This window comes from Polyangium sorediatum (assembly GCF_029946465.1).
GTDB classification, from domain to species: domain Bacteria; phylum Myxococcota_A; class Polyangia; order Polyangiales; family Polyangiaceae; genus Polyangium; species Polyangium fumosum.
This window is the reverse complement of record NZ_JARZHI010000104.1, coordinates 1-21,522: the sequence shown is the minus strand read 5'-3', so window position 1 is coordinate 21,522 and position 21,522 is coordinate 1. Positions and strand designations below refer to the sequence as shown.

Genomic DNA, 21,522 nt, shown 5'->3' with positions numbered 1-21,522 from the left:
CCAATCCGAATCGCTCCGGACATCTGGTACCATGATCGCTGGATTGCTTCGGAGGTTCCCTCATGACGCGTGACAGGCTCTGGTTTCTCTTCCTTGCGGCGGCGGTCTCCTCCGCGGGGGCGATCGCCGCGTGCGGCGGCGGCGGCGAATCGAGCGGCGGCGCCGCGGGCAGCGGCGCTTCGGGCCCGGACGCCGGTTCGTCCGGGGGCGGCGGCTCGGGCGGCGAGGGCGGCGAGGGTGGGTTCATCAATTTCGACGGCGGCGAGCAGTCGCTCGTGATCGAGCCCCTCGACCCGATCCTCGACGTGACGGGCGTCCCCGGATCACTCCCCTTCCACGCAAAGCTCACCGACGGCTCGAATCCCGGCGCCGTGGATTGGTTCCTCGACGACGTCACCGTGGGGACCATTGGCGCCGACGGTGTGTTTGCGTCCGGCGGCTTCGTGGCGGGCAAGGCCAAGGTCACCGCGAAGAGCGGGCAACTGGAGGCGAGCACGACCCTCACGGTGCGCGTGAAGATCGCCGAGAATGCCGGCAGCCTCACGCCCGACGACCAGACGAAGCTCGACACCGGCGGCAATGCCGATCCAGGCTTCCGGTGGCTTTATCCGTACGACAAGACCGTCTTTCCCCGAGGCCTTTCGGCCCCCACGCTCCAGCTCGCCGGCAATGCGGACGCCGTGCTCGTGCAGATCCATGTGGGGGACTTCGAATACAAGGGCTACTTTGGCGGGTCCGCCCCCGCGCGGGTGGAGCTGCCCCCGGCCGTGTGGAAGGGCGTCACGCAGAGCGCCGGCCCGGGCGCCGCGGTGTCCGTCACGGCCACGAAGCTCGTTGGCGGCGTCGCGACGGGGCCCGTCACGCAATCCTGGCGTATCGCGCAGGGCAGCCTGAGCGGCATCGTCTATTACAACACGTACGTCTCGAAGCTCGCGAACGGCGGCGCGGTGATGCGCATCAAGCCGGGCTCGAATGCGGAGGTGCTCCTCGGCGGATGCAACGTTTGCCACTCCGTCAGCGCGAATGGGAACGTGCTCGCGACGGGCGTGAACTGGACCGTCGACAATCCGCTCGACAGCGCGAGCTACGATCTCACGCAGGACGGCACGGCCTCGCAGCGTTACCTCGACAACGACGGCCGCAAGTTCTCGTTCGGCGGCCTCACGCCCGACGGCACGTACATGATCACGAACGGCATCCCGGCGAGCGGCTCGCCCGTGCGTGGTTTGGCCGGGGAGTACCCCTCGGTGCTCCTCGACACGAAGACGGGCGCCAACGTGGGGGCCTCCTCGTTCACGAACGCCGTCAAATACGCGCTCACGCCGACGTTCTCCCCCGACGGCAAGCACCTCGCGTTCTCGTGGTACGACGCCAGCCCCGGGCGAACCCTGGCCATGATGGACGTCGATCTTTTGCAATCGCCGCCCTCGTTCTCGGCGATCACGGAGCTGCTCACGGTGCCCTCGGGCATCGTCGGCTGGCCGAGCTTCACGCCCGACGGCGCCGCGGTGCTCTACCACGCGGGGGATCGCTTCGACACCGCGGGGTATGGCGCGACGGCTTCGTACGGCGAGGTCTTCCTGGTCGAGACGGCGACGAAGGCGGTGAACAAGCTCGCGGCGCTGAACGGCTACGACGAGAATGGGCAACTCTATCTGCCCTTCGGCGACGCCGAGGAGGCGCGCCTGAACTACGAGCCGACGATCCTGCCCGTCGCGGTCGGCGGGTATTATTGGGTCTTCTTCACGAGCCGCCGCGTGTATGGCAACACGATCGGCCCCGGCGGCACGGTGCCGGAGGGCAACAACAAGTGGGGCAAGTTCGAAAACAACGTCGAGACGCCGAGCCCGCGCAAGAAGCTCTGGGTCGCCGCGATCGACATCGATTACCAGGGCAAACCCGATCCGAGCCACCCCGCGTTTTACCTGCCCGGCCAGGAGCTCGAAGCGGGCAACATGCGCGCGTTCGCGGCGCTCGAGCCCTGCAAGGACCTCAACCAGCCTTGCGAGTCCGCCGCCTCGTGCTGCAACGGCAACGTCTGCCGCCCGGCCGACGTGAATGGCGATGGCACGAAGGAGCTCGTCTGCGTGCCGCCGCCCGCGAACGAATGCGCGCAGGAGGGCGAGAGCTGCGAGACCGCGGCGAACTGCTGCGCGCCGGGCTCGTTGTGCATCAACAATCGGTGCGCCGCCCCCACGCCGAAGTGAGGTCGAGGCGCACGCCTCCGGCCTGATCCCCCACGGCAGCCAGGGCGGCGCCCGGCGCACCGGGACGCCGCCCGTCAAGCCTCCCAGCATATTTCACGGGCAGCCGTGACCGGTCACGGGTCCCCTGGAAGCACGTCCGTTCGAACGGATGAATGCGTCGGGGGAAACCGACACGTCACCCCTGGCACGCGAGATGCTCGGGGGGGTTTCCATGTCGTCCCTGGGAAGACGCTTGGTATCGTATTGCGCCTTCGTGATGGGAGCGGCGCTCGGGCTGCCCGGGAGCGCCGCCGCGGTGGAGCCGAAGCCTCCGGTGGAGATATCCGGCTCCCCCGGCAATGGGGTGACGGTGAAGGTCGGGGACGTCTTCTCGTTCAATGCGCGGAGCCGGATCCAGCTCCGCTACCAGATCAACGTGCCTCCTGCGGATGATCAGGGCGAACGGGATTTCCAGCAGATCGTCAACATCGGCACGGCGCGCCTCTGGTTCTCTGGCCACGTCTATCGGCCCGAGCTGACCTACATGATTCAGCTCGCCATTGCTGGACGTGACTATCGTGACGGCGCGACGTCACCGATCTTCGACGCCTACATCGACTGGAAGATCCACCGCGATTTTAATGTCCGAGCCGGGCAGTTTTTCGTTCCGTTCGATCGACTGCGGACGGTGCGCGAGTTCGCGTTGCAGATGGCCGACAGGCCGGTGCCGGTCGGGGAGCTGACGCTCGATCGGGACGCGGGCATCACGTTGTATTCGGAGAACTTCCTGGGGAAAGAATCTCCGGTCGCATGGCGGCTCAGCGCGTTCGGCGGAGGCGGGACGAACCTGACCACGTCGAGGGAGCCCGGCGCGCTGCTCGTGGGTCGGCTCGAGCTGCGCCCGCTCGGCAAGATCGACGATGACTCCGAAGGGGATCTCGACCGCCGGAGAAAGCCGGCCGTGGCCCTCGGCGGCGCTTTCGCGGCGAACTACAACACGAACCGATTGCGGAGCACGACGGGCGCGACGTTCCTCGGCGGGACGACGGATTATCTGCACGCGGCGGCGGATGTCGTGTTCAAATGGCGCGGGTTCGCGCTCCAGGGGGAGTATCTGTGGAAACGCGCGGACGTGGACCGGATCGAATCCACGGACGAGGACGGAAACGCGCGCACGGAGTACACACGTTCGGGCCAGGGCACGGTCGTTCAGGCGTCGTACGTGTTTGATCCGCCGATCGAGATCGTGGCGCGGTTTTCACGCTTGTACGCGTTCGGCGGGACGGACCCGAAGCTCGTCTCCGAGGTGCAGAGCCGCGGGCAGGAGGTTGGCGTCGGGCTCAACTATTACTTCAACAAGCACAAGATGAAGCTGCAAGCCGACTGGATCGCCCGGATGCCACACGACTTCGATTTCGAGAAGGCGAACCACGTGGCCCACCTCCAGCTCGACGCGACGTTTTGAGAGGAGCGCGTGTGTCTAGCGATTCGGCTGCATCGAGGCGGGTCCCGCGGAAGGCTCGCGGAAATGCGACCACTCGATGCCGAGCTTGCGCATGCGCGCGCGCAACGTGTGCGGGTTGATGCCGAGCAGGCGCGCCGCGCCGAAAGGGCCCTCGATGCGACCGCCGCGCGCGGCGAGGGCGCGTCGAATGTGCGCGGCCGTCGCTTCGTCGAGGGTCACGATTTCTTCCGCGTCGTGGAGCGCTTCCGCGGCGGGGGGGCGCGAGGGCGGTTTTACGGTCGGGCCCCCGAGCGCGGCCGCGAGTTCGAGCCGCTTGCCATTGCCGAGGATCGCGCCGCGTTCGATCACGGTCGCGAGCTCGCGGACGTTGCCCGGCCAGGCGTATTGGCGGAGCAGCTCGAGGTCGGCGGCCGTCGGCGTGAGCCCGGGGCCGCCGAGGCGTTGGCCCGCGCGTTCGGCGAAATGGGCCGCGAGCGACGGGAGGTCCTCCATGCGATCCCGCAGCGCGGGCAATCGAATGGGGAAGACGCTCAGGCGATACCAGAGGTCTTCCCGGAACGTCCCTTCGGCCACCATGCTTTCGAGGTGACGGTGGGTGGCCGCGACGATACGCACGTCCACGTGGATGGTCTCGTGCCCGCCGACCCGCTCGATCGTGCTCTCCTGGAGTACGCGCAGGAGGCGCACCTGCGCCGCGCGCGGCAGCTCGCCGACCTCGTCCAGGAAAAGCGTGCCGCCGTCCGCGCGCTCGAACCAGCCTTTGCGCGTGCCCACGGCGCCGGTGAACGCCCCGCGCTCGTGGCCGAAGAGCTCCGAATCGATGAGCTCCGAGGGAATGGCGCCGCAATTGACGCGCACCACGGGGCCCTGCGCGCGCCGCGAGCGCGCGTGGATGGCGCGCGCGATGACCTCCTTCCCGGAGCCGGTCTCGCCCAGCACGAGCACCGGCGCGTTCGTGGGCGCGACCTGAAGGACGCGCTCCATCACCGGCTTGAGCCCGGCGGATTCTCCGATCACGAATTCGCTCATGTCCATCGTTTCCTCGGCTATCGGGCGGAAGGACGCGGGAGGTTCAGATCTCGTAATCGGGCACGAAGACGCGCACCCTGCGCGGCGCGACGTGGACGGTGTCGCCCGATTTCAAGCCGAGCTCGGTGAGACGCTCGGGCGTGAGCTCCACGTTGATCAACTGGTTCGAATCAAGCGCGCGGAGCTCTACCTTGGTCCGGGATCCGGTCGGATTGACGTGCAGGACCTTCGCCGCGAGGCTGCCTGCCTCGGTGGGGCTCCGCTCGACTTCGAGCTCGTGCGGACGCACGTACACGGCGGCGTCCCGCGCCTCGGGGTGCGGATAATCGGGATAGGCCACCGTGAGGCCGGAGACGACGGCCCGACCCCGCTCGACGCGGCCGTGGAAGACGTTGACGTTGCCGAGGAAGTCCATGACGAACGCATTCGCGGGGCGCTCGAACACCTCGGCCGGCGTGCCCACCTGCTCGATGCGTCCTTCGTTCATGATGACCACGTGATCGGCGACCTCGAAGGCCTCTTCCTGGTCGTGCGTGACGAAGACGCTCGTGACCTGAATCTCCTCGTGGAGCTTGCGGAGCCATTGCCGGAGCTCGGTGCGCACCTTGGCGTCGAGCGCGCCGAACGGCTCGTCGAGCAAAAGGACGTTCGGACGCGCCGCGAGCGCGCGGGCGAGGGCGACGCGTTGCCGCTGCCCGCCGGAGAGCTGCGCTGGATACCGTGATCCAAGGCCGTCGAGGCGGATCAACTTGAGGAGCTCGTCGACCCGGACTTGTCTTTCCTGCTTCGGCACCCCGCGCACCCGCAGCCCATACCCGATGTTCTCGGCGATCGTCATGTGCCGGAACAGGGCATAATGCTGGAAGACGAAGCCGACCTTTCGATCACGGGCCTCGTATTCGGTGATGTTCTCGTTGTGGTGCAGGACCGTGCCTCGATCGGCGACCTCCAGGCCTGCGATGATCCGCAAAAGCGTGGTTTTCCCCGAGCCGGACGGGCCGAGCAGGGCGAGGAGCGAGCCGCTCGGGACGTCGAGGCTGACGTCGGCGAGGGCCTGGAAGCTGCCGAAGTTCTTCGATACACCCTGGATGCGGATGCTCATGGATGCGCCCCCGTGCGGCGGCCTTGCTCGGGTGCCGGGATGCGATCTTCGAGCTTGCGCTTGACGACGAGCGTCACGATGGCGAGCAGCGTCAGCACGGACGCGACCGCGAAGGATCCCGGCATGTTGTACTCCTGGAACAGCTTTTCGATCCGGAGCGGCATGGTGTCGGTCTCCCCGGCGATGTGACCGGAGACCACGTACACCGCGCCAAACTCGCCCATGGCGCGGGCGTTGCACAAGATGATGCCGTACACGAGGCCCCATTTCACGTTCGGCACCGTGACGTGCCAGAACATCTGCCAGCCGTTCGCCCCGAGGCTCAGCGCCGCGAGCTCCTCGTCCGCGCCGATGGCGTTCATCACAGGAATGAGCTCGCGCGCCACGAAAGGAAACGTGACGAAGGCGGTCGCCAGGACGAGCCCCGGCGTGGCGAAGATGATCTTGAGGCTTTTGTTCGTGGGCCACACGCCGAGGGCCTGTTGCGCGAGGACGAGCAATACGAACACCGTGGCGCCCGCGAGGGCCAAGCCGAGGGGAGGGGTTTTCCAGAGGCCGCGGCGCGCGCGCCTTTGGCTCGGCCGAAAGACGAAAGAAGCGACGGCGAGGAGGAGGACGAGGAGGGCCGAGACGAGGTACGGCATGATGGCGTACCCGTCGCGGCGCAAGAAGGCCCCGAAATACCCCTGGAGGCCGAAGATCAACACGAACATGAGCCCGGCGACGACGGGGGAGACCGAGAAGGGCAGGTCGATCAGGGCCGTGAGCAAGGTTCGTCCCGGGAAGGAGAACCGCGCGATCGCCCAGGCCGCCGCGACGCCAAAGACCACGTTTGCCGCGACCGCGATGGGTACGACCGTGAGCGTCAGGCCGATGGCGTGGCGCGTGTCGGGATCCTCGACGAGGTTTTTCCAGTATACACCCGCGCCTTCGGCCAGCGCCCCGGCGAATACGTGGAGCACGGGAAGGACGATGAGCACGCCGACGACGGCGACGGCGAGCCCGGTGAGGCTCCATCGCAGCCACGCGGGATCCTGCTGCGCCCGCCGGATTTTCGTCGCCGCGGCCCGCGGTCGAGGCGCGTCGCGGACCTCCGTCGTCTCAACGGTCATGGCGCCGGCTCCAGCTCTCCAGGAGGTTGACCACGAGCAGCATCGAGAACGAAATGACGAGCAGCACGACCGCAATGGCCGTCGCCTCGCCATACGCGAACTCCTCCAGGCGGGCGACGATCAAAATGGGGGCGATCTCGGTCTTGAACGGCATGTTGCCCGAGATGAAGACGACCGATCCATATTCGCCGATGGAACGGGCGAACGCGAGGGCAAACCCCGTGATCAATGCGGGAACCAGCGTTGGAAGGATCACGAAGACGAACGTCTGCCAGCGTGTGGCTCCGAGGGAAGAGGAGGCTTCCTCGGTCTCCGGATCGAGGTCTTCCAGGACGGGCTGCACGGTCCGCACGACGAAAGGCAGGCCGACGAAGACCAGGACGAGCACGATCCCGAGCCTCGTATACGCGCCGCGGATCCCGAGGGGGACGAGATGGCGGCCGAGCCAGCCATTCTCCACGTACAGGCTCGCGTAGACGAGGCCGCCGACGGCGGTCGGCAGCGCCAGGGGCAGGTCGACGAGCGCGTCGAGGATACGTTTGCCCGGGAACGTGTATCGTGTGAGCACCCAGGCGAGGAGCGCGCCGAGGACGACGTTCGTGAGAGCCGCGAGGAACGAGGTCCCGAAGGTCAGGAGATAGGCGGCGCGCGCGCGCTCGGTCCAAACCGCGCCCAAGAAATCGTGCAGCGAGAGCGAGCTGGCTTTGACGAAGACGGCCGTGATCGGCAGGAGCACGAGGAGGCCGAGGTAAAAGACCGTATACCCCAGGGTCAGGGAGAAACCCGGGAGCACCCTTCGGTTCACGCTCGCCATCCGCGGCTACTTCTTCGGGCTGTAGATGGTGTCGAAGACGCCGCCCTCGCCGACGAATTGCTTGTGCGCGTCGGGGAAGTCCTTCGCGATCTCGGTGATGGCGAAGAGCCGGAGTTCCGGGAAGGTCGCGGCGTGTTTCTTGAGAATGGCCTCGTTCGTCGGCCTGTAGAAGTGCTTCGCGGCGATCTCTTGCCCCTCGTCGGTATAGGCGAACTTGAGATACGCCTCCGCGGCTTTGCGGGTGTTCTTGCGATCGACGTTGCCGTCGACGATGGCCACGTGGGGCTCGGCGCGGATGCTGATGGGCGGATACACGAGCTCGAGCTCGCCCTTCGCTTCGCGCACTTCGAGGTGGGCTTCGTTTTCCCAGGCCAGGTGGACGTCGCCGAGCTTCTTCTGGACGAACGTGGTGGTCGCGCCGCGCGCGCCGGAGTCGAGGACGGGGACCTGCTTGTACAATTGCGTGACGTACTGGATCGCGTCGTCCCGCGAGCCGCCGCGCAGGACGACGGAGCCCCACGCGCTGAAGAAGGAGAGGTAGCCGTTGCCCGAGGTCTTCGGGTTCGGCGTGATCACCTCGACGCCGGGCTTGATGAGGTCCGGCCAATCCTTGATTCCCTTCGGATTGCCCTTTCGCACCACGAAGATGACCGTGGACGTGTACGGCAAGGAGCGGGAAGGGAGCCTGTCGATCCAGTTCGGCTGGATGAGGCCCTTTTTGCTGATGGCGTCGGTATCGAGGTAGGAGGCGAGGGTGACGACGTCGGCTTCGAGTCCGTCGATGACGGCCCGGGCCTGCGTGCTGGAGCCGCCGTGGGATTGCTTGAGGGTGACCTTCGTGCCCGATTCTTTTTCGTAGGCGGCGATGAACTTTTCGTTCAGGTCCCGCCAGAGCTCCCGGGTCGGGTCGTACGAGACGTTCAGGAGCTCGACCTCCTGGGCCGCGCCCCCGGTTTGGGACTTGCCGCAGGCCATGAGCCCGAGCGCGCCTACGATCAAGGCGGTGATCGCCGTGCGTCGGTCCGCCCTCCCACCCGTCGGATTGTGCGCCACGATGAGGAGCATATGTCCGCTATAACGGACGTGTCCAGTGAAATTTACTGCTCGTCCGTCATGGCGGATGATAGTGTGTGGGGGGAGATACTGTGTAGTCCGCGTCGCAGATTGACGTGTGCTCGTGACGCGGGTATTCGGGGGGGATGCTGACGCGAACCGGAAAACTCGCTGCCTCGCTGGTCGTCCTCCTGCTGCTCGCCGGTTGCGGGGGCGGAGAAGGAAATGGGAGCGAGGGCGCAGGCGGAAGCGGGGGCGCAGGCGGAAGTGGCGGCGCAGGCGGAAGCGGGGGCGGGGGCGGAAGTGGCGGCGCAGGCGGGAGCGGGGGCGCGGGCGGCAACGCCGTGAGCCCCGAGCCGCCCGCGGGGCTCGAGCATTACGTGACGGGCAACGACGCGGACGCGGACGTGACCCCCGCAGGGCCGGGCCTCATCTTGATGGGCGGCTCGACGGACGTGGACGCCGCATTCACTTGGTGGAAGCCGCGCATCGCGGGCGGCGACGTCGTCGTCCTTCGGGCCTCGGGCGCCGACGGGTACAACGAGTATCTGCAGGAGCTCAGCGCCTCGGATTCGGTCGAGACGATGCTCGTCACGAGCAAGGAGCTCGCGAACAGCGATTACGTGAAATGGCGCGTCGAGCACGCCGAGGGCATCTTCCTCGCCGGCGGCGATCAGTCCGATTACGTGACCTTCTGGCGCGGCACGGCCCTCGCCTCGGCGATCGCCTCGGCGTGGCAGCGCGGCGGCGTCGTCGGCGGGACGAGCGCGGGATGCGCCGTGCTCGGCGAGTTCGTGTTCGCCGCGCACGAGGGCAGCGTGTACTCGGACGAGGCGCTGCTCGATCCGTACAACGTCTACATGACGATGGAGCGTGATTTCTTCGCATTCCCGCCGCTCGCCGGGTTCATCACGGACTCCCATTTCGTGCCCCGCGATCGGATGGGCCGCCTCGTTGGTTTCCTCGGGCGGATCCTCACGGACGGCTGGGCCCCGAAGGCCAAGGGGATCGGCGTGGACGAGCAGACCGCGGTCGTGATCGACGCCCAGGGCAAAGGCGAGGTGATAGGGGAGGGGAAGGTGTATCTCGTGGTGGCGAACGAGAAGCCCACGAGTTGTGAAGCCGGAAAACCGCTCGTGTATTCGGGGCTATCGTATCATCGGCTGGCGGCCGGGGATACGCTGCAATTCCCATCGGGCGAAACGAGCGTGCCCGCCGAGCCCCTCAGCGCCGCGAACGGCGTGACGAGCCCGGCAGACCCGTATTGATCCGGATCAGGGCAGCGCCTTGAACTGCGTGATCATCTTCGTCCAAACGGCGGGCGTCACGCCGACTTCGAGGTGGCCGTAGGGCACGCCTTCCTGCTTCGACTTGTTCGTCTTGTTCGTGCTGGTCCAGCCCTGCGTGAGCTGATCCCGCGCCGCGATGCTGACGTCGAAGAGCACGCCGTCGCCCTTGGGATCACAGGTCGGGCAGGCCATGCCGTCGATCTCGAAGACCTGGCCGCTCGTGCCGCCCGAGGTGCCGTGCAGCACGTAGAGGTAATCGAGGCTCGTGCTGAGGCCACGCGCCCGGAGCCGATCGATGAGGTTGCCGCCCATCTCCGCGACGGCCTTGATGCCAATGCCGTCCATCAGCTTGTACTGCGCATACCCGAGCGAATACGACTCCGCGGTGAGGCTGTCGTAGTAGAGGTGCTTCGCGCGGCAAGCGGTCGCGGGATCGTACGCGGTCGCGCGGCAAGTCGTGTGCCCGGCGTCGTCCATGATCCAGCCGGCGCCGCCGAAGATGTTCGCCGGGTTGTAGTTGGTCTTGATGGCGATCCAGTCGCGCCATTTCGTCTCGTCCGTGTCGAGCGTGGACCAGTCGTAGCTGATCGGATCGTCCTGCCGGTTCGGGAGCGGGTAATACGAGCGCAGATCGTAGGTGACCTGCATCTGGCCGAGGTAGGCCGAGACGAGCTTGCCCTTGTCGTCGACCGAGCCCCACATGGCCAGGTTGTACTTGTCGAACGAGTACCCCGTCGACGAGGCGCCTTGCTCCGTGTTCAGCGTCTTCAGCGACTTCGGCGCGAGGGGCTTGCCGGTCGTGTCGAGGCCCGTGATGTTCGACGTGTAAATGCGGCGCCAGTAATCGAGCCACGTGCCGCCGCGGTTCTCGCAGACGGAGTAGGCATACGGGTTCGGGAAGATGTCGTTCGGCGAGTCCGCGTAGCCCCACGTCACGCATTGCACGGCGGACATGTAGCTCCACGTCACGGGCCCCTGGCCGAGCGGCGCGTTCTCCGCCGTGCTGTAGATGAGCAGCGGGTTGAACGGGTGGCGGAAGTTCAGGTCGATGCCGAGGTGCGGGCCGGAGAGGGCGACGTACGTGCGCACGTCCTTGCGGAAGTTCGGGACGCCGAGCGATTGGAGCGCCGCGAGCTGCTCGAAATACTTCGGGCCCCAATCGGTCCAGGTCGCGGGGCTCGACATGTAGAGGTCCGCCGCGACGACGCCCTTGCTCCAGGCGACGAGGTTGACCTTCGGCCTCCCCGTGAGCGAGCGGATGCGCGAGAGCGCGTTCGCGATGTGAATGGCCTGGTTGAAGTTGTCGCCGTGGAAGTTGCCGAAGGTCGTGGCGTAGGTGCAGAAGCCTTCGGCCTCGAGCGCCTGCACGAAGCCCGACGCCTGCGTCATGCCGGGGTAGAGCTTGCCCGTGCCGTCGTCGCCGCTCGGCCGGAGCCAGACGTTCGCGTTTTGCATGGCGCCGTGCACGAGCAGCACCGGGGCCTTCGTCTTGTCACACTGATCGAGCGCGGTCTTCGGGCCGTGATGCAGGAGGACGAAGCGCGCCTCGGGGCGCGTGGGGCCCTTGTCAGGACAAGCGGCGGCCGAGGTCGAGCCGACGGCGCCGGCGCAGGTGTTCTGGTATTGGATGTTGAACCCGTCGACGAGCTGCTGGTTCAGGGCGCCGAAGTAGGTGCGCAAGGGATAGGTGGAGTCCTGGAACGTGTCCTGCCAGCGGCCCTTCGCCGTGCGCAGGTTGTACCCCTCGGTGCGGAACTTCTGCCGCCCTTCGAGCAGCTCGATCTTGCCCCAGGACCAGCTCGGGGGCGTGATGGCGCCGACGAGCTTGTAGCTCTGCGAGAACGTCGTGGTCGCGGGGGGATCGAAATAGGCCTCGTAATCGGAGATGAACGTGAGGTCGGAGCTGGCTTCGTTGGTCTCTTCGTCGCCCGGAGCGAACTCCTCGACGGGCGACGCCACGCAGCCCACGGCGGAGAGGGCCGCGAAGAGGGCCGTGAGCGCAAACGAACGACGTGGAAGCGAAGATTGCAGCATGGAAACCTCCTGGGCAGCGCCCGCCGGGGAGCCCCGGTTGTGCGACCGCAGCAAGTGCGGGTCGTCCATGCCTATCGATGATCCGAGGGGTTTTCAAGCATCGTTCGAACCGGGAGGTCCGTTTGATGCTGCGGCTGCGAAGAAGTGTCGGAAGGGGAGCAATTGCCGCACTGCAAAAGGACGCCAGGTGTGCGTGCTGCGGCGCAGCATGGAGCGGCGCGTCGTCAGCCGCGGAGCTTCTTCGCCATTTCGGCGACGCGCTTGCCGAGGTACTTCGCGTGCGCGATGTCGTGCTCGGTGGGCGCGCCGTTCGCCGTGACGGAGGGGCCGTAGGGGTTGCCGCCGGACGCGAACACGAGCGAATCGGTGTAGCCCGGTGTCACGATGACGCCGCCCCAGTGGTAGAACGTGTTGTAAAGCGCGAGCAGCGTCGATTCCTGGCCGCCATTTGCGTTCTGCGCCGAGGTGAACCCCGAATACACCTTGTTCGCGAGTTTGCCCTGGAACCAGAGCCCGCCCGCCGTGTCGATGAACGACTTCATCTGCGACGACACGTTGCCGAAGCGCGTGGGCGTGCCGATGACGACGGCGTCGGCCCAGTCGAGGTCTTCGAGCGAGGCCTTCGGCTCGTCCTTCGTTTTGTCGAGGAACGCGCGCCACGCGGGGTTCCGATCGATGGCCGCGTCGGGCGCGGTTTCGGCGACGAGGCGGACGCGGACCTCGGCCCCCGCCGTGCTCGCGCCTTCGCCCACGGCCTGCGCCATGGCGTGGTTGGTCCCGGTCGACGAATAATAGATGATCGCTACGTTGGGCATGGTGGCTGTCTCGCTCCGTCCAAGGTCGGAAGGTGAGGGGGTCGAGGGCTCACTCGGCGTGTCCGAGCGGAGCCCCCGAGCGGAGAAGGGCGCGTACGCTATCACGCAAGATCGAAGAGCAGCACCTCTCCTTTTCCGTGGCCGCTGAAGACGAGCTCCTTTTCGCCGCTGATGGCCGCGCCGTCGCCCGCGTGGAGCACGGTTTCGCCGAGCTTCACTTCGCCCTTCGCGACGTGCACGTAGGCGTGCCTGCCGTCCGCGAGCGCGTGGCGCGCCTCTTCACCGTCGGCGAGGAGCCCCGCATACACGCTCGCGTCCTGGTGGATCGTGACGCTGCCGTCGCGGCCGTCGCGCGAGGCGATGAGGCGGAGCCGGCCCTGTTTCTCCTCGTCCGAGAAGTTCTTCTGCTCGTACCCCGGCGTGATCCCGCGCTCCTCGGGCGCGATCCAGATCTGCAGGAAATGCACGCCATCCTTGCGCGATCCGTTGAACTCGCTATGCGAGACGCCCGTGCCCGCGGTCATGCGCTGTACGTCGCCCGGCCGGATCATCGAGCCGTTGCCCATCGAGTCCTTGTGCGAGAGGGCGCCTTCGAGCACGTACGAGAGGATCTCCATGTCCCGGTGCGGGTGCGTGCCGAAGCCCTGGGCCGGCGAGACGCGGTCCTCGTTGATGACCCGGAGCGACCGGAAGCCCATGTGCGCCGGATCGTAATAGTTGGCGAACGAGAACGTATGGTACGAGTCGAGCCAGCCGTGGTTCGCGTGTCCGCGGTCTTCCGAGCGTCGCAGCGTGATCATCGTGGTCTCCTTCGGTCCCCGGCTTCGTGCGGGGCGCTGTCCGTTCGCCCTCGAGATAAGCACGAGCCGGGCCAAGCTCCGGGAGGCGCTTTTTCGGCGGGAAACGCGAGGTTCGTGCTGCCTCCGTCTATCAAAATGATAGACTCGGGGCTCTCAAGATGAAAACCACGGGCATGCGGGCCGCCGATCTGCGGCTCTCGGATCTGTTCTCGTTCGGCCCGAAGGGCGGGGTGATGCGCTTCGCGGGCGAGCGCGTGCTCCTCTTCGACGCGGTCGCGCTCGGGCTCCTGCGCAAGCAGCTCATCGAGAGCTTCGGCTACCACGCGGCGCGCGCGGTGCTGACGCGCTTCGGCTACGGTCACGGCTGGCGGACGGCGGAGGCGCTGCGCGAGGGGATCCCGTGGGCGGACGAGCGGGAATGGCGCATCGCGGGCGGGCGGCTGCATCGGCTGTGGGGGCTCGTGACGTTCGAGCCGGTCGAGCCCGACGGGCGCCCCGGGCCCGAGCCGTTCGCCGACGCGATATGGCACGACTCGTACGAAGCAGAGCAGCACCTCTTGCACCTCGGGCAAGCGACGGAGCCGGTGTGCTGGACGCTCGCGGGATTCGCGAGCGGATACCTGAGCCGCGTCAATGGTCGGCCGATCTTCGCGCTGGAGGAGTCGTGCCGCGGGAAGGGGGACGCCGTGTGCCGGATGATCGGGCGGAGCCGCGAGGAGTGGGGCGAGGCAATTGTGCCGCACCTGCCGTTTTACGAGACGGACTGCCTCGACGCCTCGCTCCGGCACGTGCAGCGGGCCCTGCGGCGCGCCGAGACGCGGCTGCTTCGCGCCGAGCGGCTGATCTCGGCGGGCGACGAGGAGACCGAGGTGCCGGGGCTCGTGGCGCGGAGCGAGGCCATGCGGAGCGTGGTCGTGATGGCGCGGCGGGTCGCCCGGACAAACGCGACGGTGCTCCTGCTCGGCGAGAGCGGGGTGGGCAAGGAGAGGATCGCGCGGCTCGTGCACGACGCGTCGCCGCGCGTGGCGGGGCCGATGGTGGCGATCAACTGCGCGGCCGTGCCGGAGAGCCTGCTCGAGAGCGAGCTCTTCGGGCACGCGAAAGGCGCATTCAGCGGGGCCGTGACGGAGCGGGCGGGGCTCTTCGAGGCGGCGCGGGGCGGGACGTTGTTCCTCGACGAGGTGGGCGAGATCCCGCTCGCGATGCAGGCGAAATTGCTCCGGGTGCTCGAAGAGCGCGAGGTGCGGCGGGTGGGCGAGAACCGGACGCGCCCGATCGACGTGCGGATCGTGGCGGCGACGCACCGAAATCTCGCGGCGGCCGTGGCGCAGGGGCGCTTTCGGCAGGATCTCTATTTCCGGCTGCGGGTCGTGGAGATCGCGATCCCGCCGCTCCGCGAGCGGCCGGAGGACATCTTGCCGATCGCGCGGCGGCAGCTCTCGGAGGCGGCGGCGCGGGAAGGGGAGGCGCCGAAGGAGCTCGGCAAATCGGCGTGCCGCGCGCTGTACGAGCACGCCTGGCCGGGCAACGTGCGCGAGCTCGTCAATGCGATGGAGCGGGCGCGGATCCTCTCGGAGGGGCCGACGATCGAAGGGATCGATCTGCCGCCCGAGATCGGAGGCGCAGCCGCAGCAACGACCTCGCGTGAAGCTGGGTTTTCCCCGCGCCCGCTCGCCGAGGTCGAGCGGGCGCACATCCTCGCGACGCTCGCGGCCGAGGGAGGAAACCGCAAGGAGGCTGCGGCAAAGCTCGGGATTGGTGTGGCGACCCTTTATCGGAAGCTCAAGGAGTACGCCGAGGGATAATCGCTACTGGCAAGCGCCGCCCAGGAGATCCGCGCCGAGGCATTGCCCGCTCGCGCAATCGGCGTTCGCGTAGCAATCGACGCCCGGCGCGCCGAGCGCGCACTGGTTCGCCATGCACACGCCGCCGAGGCAATCGGCGTCCTGGAGGCACGCCTTGCCTTGCCGGCACGGATGGCAGGCGTCGCCGCCGCAATCGATGTCGGTCTCGTCGCTGTTCTTGATGCAGTCGCCGCAGCTCGGGCCTTGCTCGCCCTCCTCGCCGCACGTGACGCGCCCGTCGACAGGCGCGCAGAGCTGCCGGAACGAGCAGAACACGCTCGCGCAATCCTGGTCGTTCGCGCACGCGGCGCCGTCGGGGCACGCGACGCACGCGGAGCCGCCGCAATCGACGTCCGACTCGTCCCCGTCCTGCACGCCATTGCTACACGGATCGGCAGGCCCTTCGCCGCCCTCACCGCCTTCGCCGCCCGCGCCAGAGTCCCCCTCCCCCTTCGCCCCGGCGCCGTTGTTCCCGCTCCCGTCCGCATTCGCCGGGTCCTGCCACGCCTCGATGCCGAGGAGATCGGCGCAGCCGGTCATGGACACCAGCAAACCCAAACCCGATGCCGTCAAGAAAATGGAACGCATGTTCAGTATTTTACCCGGCCGAGCCTGCGCTCCGCAAGGCAACTCGCAGCGCTCGGATTAGAAATTTCCGATAAGAAGCGCTCCGCCCCCGGTCCGATCGGCGAAAGGCGCGACTTCGTAGTGGAAACCCGTCCGCGGCGCGGGCTTGGGGGCCTCGGTGCGCTCGGGGAGCAAAACGAGCACGAGCGCCGTCACCGCGCTGGCGGCGCCCATGCCAAAAGCGACATTCGCTACCGTCGCCGACCGAAGCGCGTCCTCGCGGAGCTCGCGGCCGCGCGCGCACGAGGCCGCCGTCGTGCAGGACGACTGGAACGAGACCGACGCGGCGTTCCGACTGCTGGCCGAAAGCGCGAAGGCCCCCGCGACCGCGAGCCCGGTGAAGCCCACCCCGCCGGCCACGAGTGCGCCCACCTTGCGCGCGTCAAGTCCCTTGGAGGTCAAAAGATTGGAGGTCCCAGGATCCGATGGCGCCGGATTTTTCTTTGCCGGCTCCACGGGCGCAGGGCGATTCCAGTCGGGGATCTCGACCTCGGCGACCTTGCGCGCCTGCGCCGTGACCGTGGCGCGGAACTCGGGGCGGCCCGCGAGGCGCGCGACGATCTCGTACGTGCCCGGATCGATGGGCTGCGCGACCCCGAGCTCGTCTGGCGCGAGGCGCACGCCGTTGCGGAAGACGGCGGCCCCCTCGGCGCCCTTCGGGAGCCGCACGAGCAGGCGCGGCAACTCCGGTTCGAGCGCGCTCGCGCGCTGCCGGGCGAACGCGCCGCGCTCGTCGTTCACGGCCTCCGCGCGCCGGGCCGTCTCGCCGTACTCGCGCCACGCGGTGGCGGTGCGGCCCTCCTGCTCGTGGCAGGCCGCGAGCAGCCCGAGCGTGCCGATCGCCGGATCGAGCGCGTCGCTTTGCGCGAGCTTCGTGCAAGCCTCGACGAACGCGCCCTGTTCGAGCAGGCGCTTGCCGTCCTGGAAGAGGGTCTCGGCGAGCGTCGCCGCCTCGCTGGGATCCGCGGGCGAGGTGAGCGGGGGTTCGTCGTCCGCGCGGGCCGCGGCGGGCGCGAGGGCGAGGAGCGACGCGGCGACGAGGATGAACTTATTTGCGCTTGCCACCGAAAATCCCCACCGTTTGCTTGATGGTTTGCGTTTGCTTCGAAGTCTTCGTCGGCGTCGGCGCCTTCGTGGTCTTCGCCGGGGTCGTGCTCGTGGCCGCGGACGACGTCGCGGCGGGGGGCGGCGCCGCAGCCGTGACCTGCGGAGGCGGCGGCGTCGTCGGCTCGGGCGCGCGCGCCGCGGGCGTGGCCTCGGGCGGCGTAGTTGTGGCCTCGGGTGTCGCTGCGTGTTGCGTCACGACGACGAGCGAGACGAGCAGCGCGGTTGCGACGAGGCCTCCTGTCGCGAAGATCGCCGCGCGTTTCTTTCGGCCTCGCGCGTCGCCCAGGTCGACGGAGCTCGTGAAGCCCGCGTGCGTGTGCGCGGGGGCGCGTGGGAGCGTGATCGCTTGGTCCGTCGGCACGCGCGAGGGACGCCCGGGCCCGGTGATGTCGAGGCTCGCCGTGCCCACGAGCGCCTGGCCGATGCGCGTGGCCCGGGTTCGCGCTTCGGGGCCGCCGAAGGGCGCGATCGCCTCCGAGAACGCGCCGAGGTCCGCGAATCGCTCGTGCGGCCGCTTCGCCAGGGCGCGCAGGATCGCCTCTTCGAGCCGCGCGGCGACCTCGGGGCGTTTTTCGCGCACGCGCGGCGGCGGCTGCGTGGCGATGACGACGATGAGCTGCGTGATGCTCTCGGCCGCGTAGGGCGGCGCGCCCGCGAGCATCTCGTACAGGATCATCCCGAGCGCGTGCTGATCACTGCGCGCGTCGACGTTCTTCGTCGACTGGATTTGCTCGGGGGACATGTACTGCGGGGTGCCGAAGACCGCGTCGGTCCCGGTGATGGACGCGCTGTGCCCCGGCGCGTCTTTCGAGAGGCCGAAGTCGAGCACCTTGAGCACGCGCGGGCGGAGCGGGCGCTCGGCGAGGAAGAGGTTCGCCGGCTTGAGGTCCCGATGCACGAGGCCCTGCGCGTGGGCCGCCGCGATGCCCTCGCAGGCCTCGAGCGCGAGGTCGACGGCCTCGGCGACGGGGAGCTTGCCGCGCCGCGTGAGCTCGGCTTCGAGGTCGTGCCCGTAGAGCCGCTCCATCACGAGGTACGGCGCGCCCGTCTCGGTCTGCCCGACGTCGCTCACGCGCGCGATGTGCTCGGAAGGCAACGTCGCGGCGATGCGCGCCTCGCGGAGAAACCGCGTCACGACGTCCGAAGAGAGCGCGAGCGCCGGGTTCAAGAGCTTGATGGCGACGGTCTGGCCGAGCGCGAGGTGCGTCGCTTCGAGGACCACACCCATCCCGCCGCAGCCGAGCTCTTGCTCGACGCGGTATTTGCCCAGCAGGATGGTCCCGGGCGGCGGCGCCACCATCATACTGACGACAGACGCTATCACGGCTCGTGTCCGATCGAAACAAGGTCGTCGTGTGTGCGTCGATGGAGGGACGTGTCGGAAATTCGACACCTCCCCGAAGTGTCCGCGGACGAACCGTTGCAATTTGCAACGCACGGGGAGGTGTTTCCGACGGAGGATCGAAGCATCGGACGAAAAGAAGGTGACCGCGATTGCTTGAGTAGGTTGCTTCGTGGACAAAGGACCGAATTCGTGTTTGATGGTTTGACATGCCGAGTCGACCCTTCCGCACCACGATGGGCCTCCTGGTTTCCTCCGCCTGGCTCAGCCTCGCGGCGTTTCACGCAGTTTCATGCGCGGAAGGAGGCGAAGTCGGTACGAGCGGCACGGCCGGCGCGAGCGGATCGCCGAGCGGGAGCGGCGGCGGAGGTGGTGACGCAGGAGGCGGCGGGACCGGGGGCGACGGCGGAGCCGCGGGTACGGGGGGCACAGGCGGCGTGGGTGGCGTCGGCGGCGCGGGCGGCGTCGGCGGGGACGCAGGCATGGGAGGCGCCGGCGGCCTCGGCGGCGCAGGCGGTGGAGGGGGGACAGGTGGGGCCGGCGGCGCGGGCGGCGCAGGCGGCGCAGGCGGCGCGGGCGGCGGTCCCGTGGTGGGGCTCGAACTCTGTGTGCTGAACGACGCGGGGCCGGAGGGCGCTTGCGCGAGCCCCGAGGAACTCTCGTATGGCGTCGTGCCCGCAGGGACGACCCGGATGCGGCTCTTCCGCGTGGACAATGCCTCGAACGCAACTGCGTCGTTCCAGTCGGTGAACGTGGCGAGCCCCGACTTTTCCGTCGAGGTGGTCCGGTTCGTGCCGGACGCGCCCAATCCGCCCATTCGCGTGCCGGTCACGTTGCCGTTCGACAGGCCGCCCGGCACATCGCTGCATTTCGAGGTCACGTATACCTCGCCCGGCCTCGCCGAGCCGCTCGATCCGCTCGACGTGGAGGTCACAGCGACGATCGGCGGCGCCCCGGCGGCCGGCGTGCTCGTGCCCATCGTGGGGACCGCCGAGGGCTGCCCGCAAGGCCAGGCCGTCTGCGACGCCGATCCGACGAACGGCTGCGACACGGACATCCTGACGAGCTCGGATCATTGCGGCGCCTGCGACAACACGTGCAGCTTGCCGAACACCACGGCCGTCTGCGTGGCCGGATCTTGCAAGCCGGGCGCGTGCACCATGGGATTCGGGGATTGCAACGACGTGGCGGCCGATGGCTGCGAAACGGACGTGACAAACGACGTGCTGCATTGTGGCGGCTGCAACTACGCTTGCGATCTCGCGAATGCGACCGAGGCGTGCATGGGCGGCGCCTGCGTGCCGGCCGCGTGCACCGCGCCGTTCGGCAATTGCGACCAGATTCCGAGCAACGGGTGCGAGACGAACCTGCAAACGACCCTCGCGCATTGCGGCGCGTGCAACGCCGCGTGCAACCTCGCGAACGCCGCCGAGTCCTGCGTGTCGGGCACCTGCACGCTCGGCGCCTGCGACAGCGGGTTCGGCAACTGCGATGGCATGGGCTCGACCGGCTGCGAGACGAACCTGCAAACGACCCTCGCGCATTGCGGCGCGTGCAACGCCGCGTGCGATCTCGCGAACGCCGCCGAATCCTGCGTGTCGGGCACCTGCACGCTCGGCGCCTGCACCATGGGCTTCGGCAACTGCGACGGGGTGGCCTCGACCGGCTGCGAGACGAACCACCTGAACGACGCGGAGAACTGCGGCGGCTGCAACAACGACTGCGGGATGCTCATCCCGAACGCGCAATCGACCTGCTCGTCCGGCATGTGCCAGCTCGTCTCCTGCCTGCCCGGCTACGTCGACGTCGACGGCTCCCCGCAGAACGGCTGCGAGTGCACGTTCGTCGGGGCAGACCTGCCCGACGACGGCTTCGCCGACACGAATTGCGACGGCATCGATGGCGACGCGTCCGCGGCCGTGTTCGTCGCGAAAACCGGAAATGACCTGAACCCGGGCACGCGCGAGTCGCCGATGGCGACGATCTCCGCGGGGATCTCGCGGGCCGTCGTCCTCGGCAAGAAGCAGGTGTACGTGTCGCAGGGGCTCTACGACGGACGCATCACGCTGGCGAACGGCGTGTCCGTGTACGGTGGGTACTCGGCGCAGAACGGCTGGGCGCGGAGCGCAGCCTACGTGGCGACGATTCAATCGAGCGGCGTGGTGAACGGGCGCGTGAGCGCGGTCGAGGGCAAGGACCTCGTCATGGCGATGACCGTCGACAGGATGACGATCCAGACGCTCGACACGAACACGGCGAGCATCTCGAATTACGCGATGTACTGCAACAACTGCCCGTCGCTCGTCCTGAAAAACAGCTCGCTCTCCGCCGGCGTGGCGGGGCCAGGGGCGGCGGGGGCGGCGGGGACCGCCGGTGGGATCGGAGGCAATGGGGCCGCGGGCGGGCCTGGCGCCTGCGATTCCAACACCTCGGCCGCCGGCGGCTCGGGCGGGTCGAGCGTGTGCAGCCGGACCGGCGGCCTCGGCGGCAAAGGCGGCTACGCGACGGGTGGTGGAGCGGGGCTCTCGGGCACCGGAGGCACGGTCGGCGGGATCGGCGGCTCCGCGGGCAATGCGGGAACGGACGGCGCGGGCGGCCAGCTCGGCACGGCGGGGACGAACGGCGGGAACGGGACGGGCGGCAGTGGCGGATCGACCGCGACCCTGTTCTGGGTCGGCAACGCGGGCGTGACCGGCGTGACCGGCGTGCACGGCAATGGCGGCGGCGGCGGTGGTGGTGGTGGCGGCCAGACGGGCGCGTTCGTCATCAATGGCACGGGCAACGGCGGCGGCGGCGGCGGCGCGGGCGGCTGCGGCGGCACCGGCGGCGGCGGCGGCGGCGCGGGCGGGGGATCGTTCGGGCTCTTCGTCCTCAATTCGAACGGATTGACCCTGACGGGCAAT

The 21,522-nt window shown here is 68.4% G+C and carries 15 protein-coding genes and 1 pseudogene; 5 read left to right on the top strand and 11 right to left on the bottom strand.

Annotated features, from left to right (window positions below; genetic code table 11):
- Positions 1–62 precede the first annotated feature (62 nt).
- Entirely contained in the window at positions 63–2,207 is a 2,145-nt protein-coding gene (locus QHF89_RS46530; protein ID WP_136968965.1) for a TolB-like translocation protein, read from the top strand.
- 211 nt (positions 2,208–2,418) lie between these two features.
- A complete protein-coding gene (locus tag QHF89_RS46525) occupies positions 2,419–3,651 on the top strand; it encodes a porin (protein WP_284721856.1) in 1,233 nt (410 codons plus the stop codon).
- 15 nt (positions 3,652–3,666) lie between these two features.
- Here the strand turns inward: QHF89_RS46525 and QHF89_RS46520 are convergent, their stop codons facing one another.
- Genes QHF89_RS46520 through QHF89_RS46500 form a run of 5 tightly spaced genes read right to left on the bottom strand, consistent with a single transcriptional unit; the run spans position 3,667 to position 8,683 of the window.
- A complete protein-coding gene (locus QHF89_RS46520) occupies positions 3,667–4,680 on the bottom strand; it encodes a sigma-54 interaction domain-containing protein (protein ID WP_136968963.1) in 1,014 nt (337 codons plus the stop codon).
- A 43-nt stretch (positions 4,681–4,723) separates the two neighbouring features.
- Positions 4,724–5,782: a sulfate/molybdate ABC transporter ATP-binding protein gene (locus QHF89_RS46515; RefSeq protein ID WP_136968962.1), complete on the bottom strand. Its 1,059-nt coding sequence runs from the start codon at positions 5,780–5,782 to the stop codon at positions 4,724–4,726.
- The gene (locus QHF89_RS46510; protein WP_136968961.1) at positions 5,779–6,894 is read right to left on the bottom strand and encodes a sulfate ABC transporter permease; all 1,116 of its coding nucleotides are present in this window, start codon (positions 6,892–6,894) and stop codon (positions 5,779–5,781) included. The genes QHF89_RS46515 and QHF89_RS46510 overlap by 4 nt, the downstream gene beginning before the upstream one ends.
- On the bottom strand, positions 6,884–7,708 hold the full coding sequence (gene cysT / locus QHF89_RS46505; RefSeq protein ID WP_136968960.1) for a sulfate ABC transporter permease subunit CysT: 825 nt from the start codon (positions 7,706–7,708) through the stop codon (positions 6,884–6,886). Before cysT ends, QHF89_RS46510 begins: the two co-directional genes overlap by 11 nt.
- Before the next feature lie 6 nt (positions 7,709–7,714).
- Positions 7,715–8,683, bottom strand: a complete 969-nt coding sequence (locus QHF89_RS46500; RefSeq protein WP_136968983.1) for a sulfate ABC transporter substrate-binding protein — start codon at positions 8,681–8,683, stop codon at positions 7,715–7,717.
- 224 nt (positions 8,684–8,907) lie between these two features.
- On the opposite strand from QHF89_RS46500, the gene QHF89_RS46495 reads away from it, so the two are divergent.
- Positions 8,908–10,029 (top strand): cyanophycinase, encoded by a 1,122-nt coding sequence (locus QHF89_RS46495; RefSeq protein ID WP_284721853.1) that lies wholly within the window; start codon positions 8,908–8,910, stop codon positions 10,027–10,029.
- A gap of 6 nt (positions 10,030–10,035) precedes the next feature.
- Here the strand turns inward: QHF89_RS46495 and QHF89_RS46490 are convergent, their stop codons facing one another.
- From QHF89_RS46490 to QHF89_RS46480, 3 genes are all read right to left on the bottom strand, one after another.
- Positions 10,036–12,084 carry an esterase/lipase family protein gene (locus QHF89_RS46490; protein ID WP_136968957.1) on the bottom strand — a complete coding sequence of 683 codons (2,049 nt, stop codon included), beginning with the start codon at positions 12,082–12,084 and terminating at the stop codon, positions 10,036–10,038.
- 224 nt (positions 12,085–12,308) lie between these two features.
- Positions 12,309–12,899, bottom strand: coding sequence for an NAD(P)H:quinone oxidoreductase (wrbA, locus tag QHF89_RS46485; RefSeq protein WP_136968956.1), 591 nt, complete (start codon positions 12,897–12,899; stop codon positions 12,309–12,311).
- A 101-nt stretch (positions 12,900–13,000) separates the two neighbouring features.
- The gene (locus QHF89_RS46480) at positions 13,001–13,699 is read right to left on the bottom strand and encodes a pirin family protein (RefSeq protein ID WP_136927994.1); all 699 of its coding nucleotides are present in this window, start codon (positions 13,697–13,699) and stop codon (positions 13,001–13,003) included.
- A 158-nt stretch (positions 13,700–13,857) separates the two neighbouring features.
- Between QHF89_RS46480 and QHF89_RS46475 the strand changes: the two genes are divergently transcribed.
- On the top strand, positions 13,858–15,504 hold the full coding sequence (locus QHF89_RS46475) for a sigma 54-interacting transcriptional regulator (protein WP_284721852.1): 1,647 nt from the start codon (positions 13,858–13,860) through the stop codon (positions 15,502–15,504).
- A 3-nt stretch (positions 15,505–15,507) separates the two neighbouring features.
- On the opposite strand, the gene QHF89_RS46470 is transcribed toward QHF89_RS46475, so the two are convergent.
- Genes QHF89_RS46470 through QHF89_RS46460 form a run of 3 tightly spaced genes read right to left on the bottom strand, consistent with a single transcriptional unit; the run spans position 15,508 to position 18,601 of the window.
- On the bottom strand, positions 15,508–16,131 hold the full coding sequence (locus QHF89_RS46470) for a hypothetical protein (protein ID WP_136968955.1): 624 nt from the start codon (positions 16,129–16,131) through the stop codon (positions 15,508–15,510).
- Positions 16,132–16,188: 57 nt separating this feature from the next.
- Entirely contained in the window at positions 16,189–17,235 is a 1,047-nt protein-coding gene (locus tag QHF89_RS46465; RefSeq protein ID WP_136968954.1) for a hypothetical protein, read from the bottom strand.
- Positions 17,219–18,601 (bottom strand): serine/threonine-protein kinase, encoded by a 1,383-nt coding sequence (locus tag QHF89_RS46460; protein WP_136968953.1) that lies wholly within the window; start codon positions 18,599–18,601, stop codon positions 17,219–17,221. The genes QHF89_RS46465 and QHF89_RS46460 overlap by 17 nt, the downstream gene beginning before the upstream one ends.
- A 227-nt stretch (positions 18,602–18,828) precedes the next feature.
- Here QHF89_RS46460 and QHF89_RS46455 point away from each other — a divergent pair.
- Positions 18,829–21,522 (top strand): annotated as a pseudogene (locus tag QHF89_RS46455) (hypothetical protein); the annotation flags it as partial.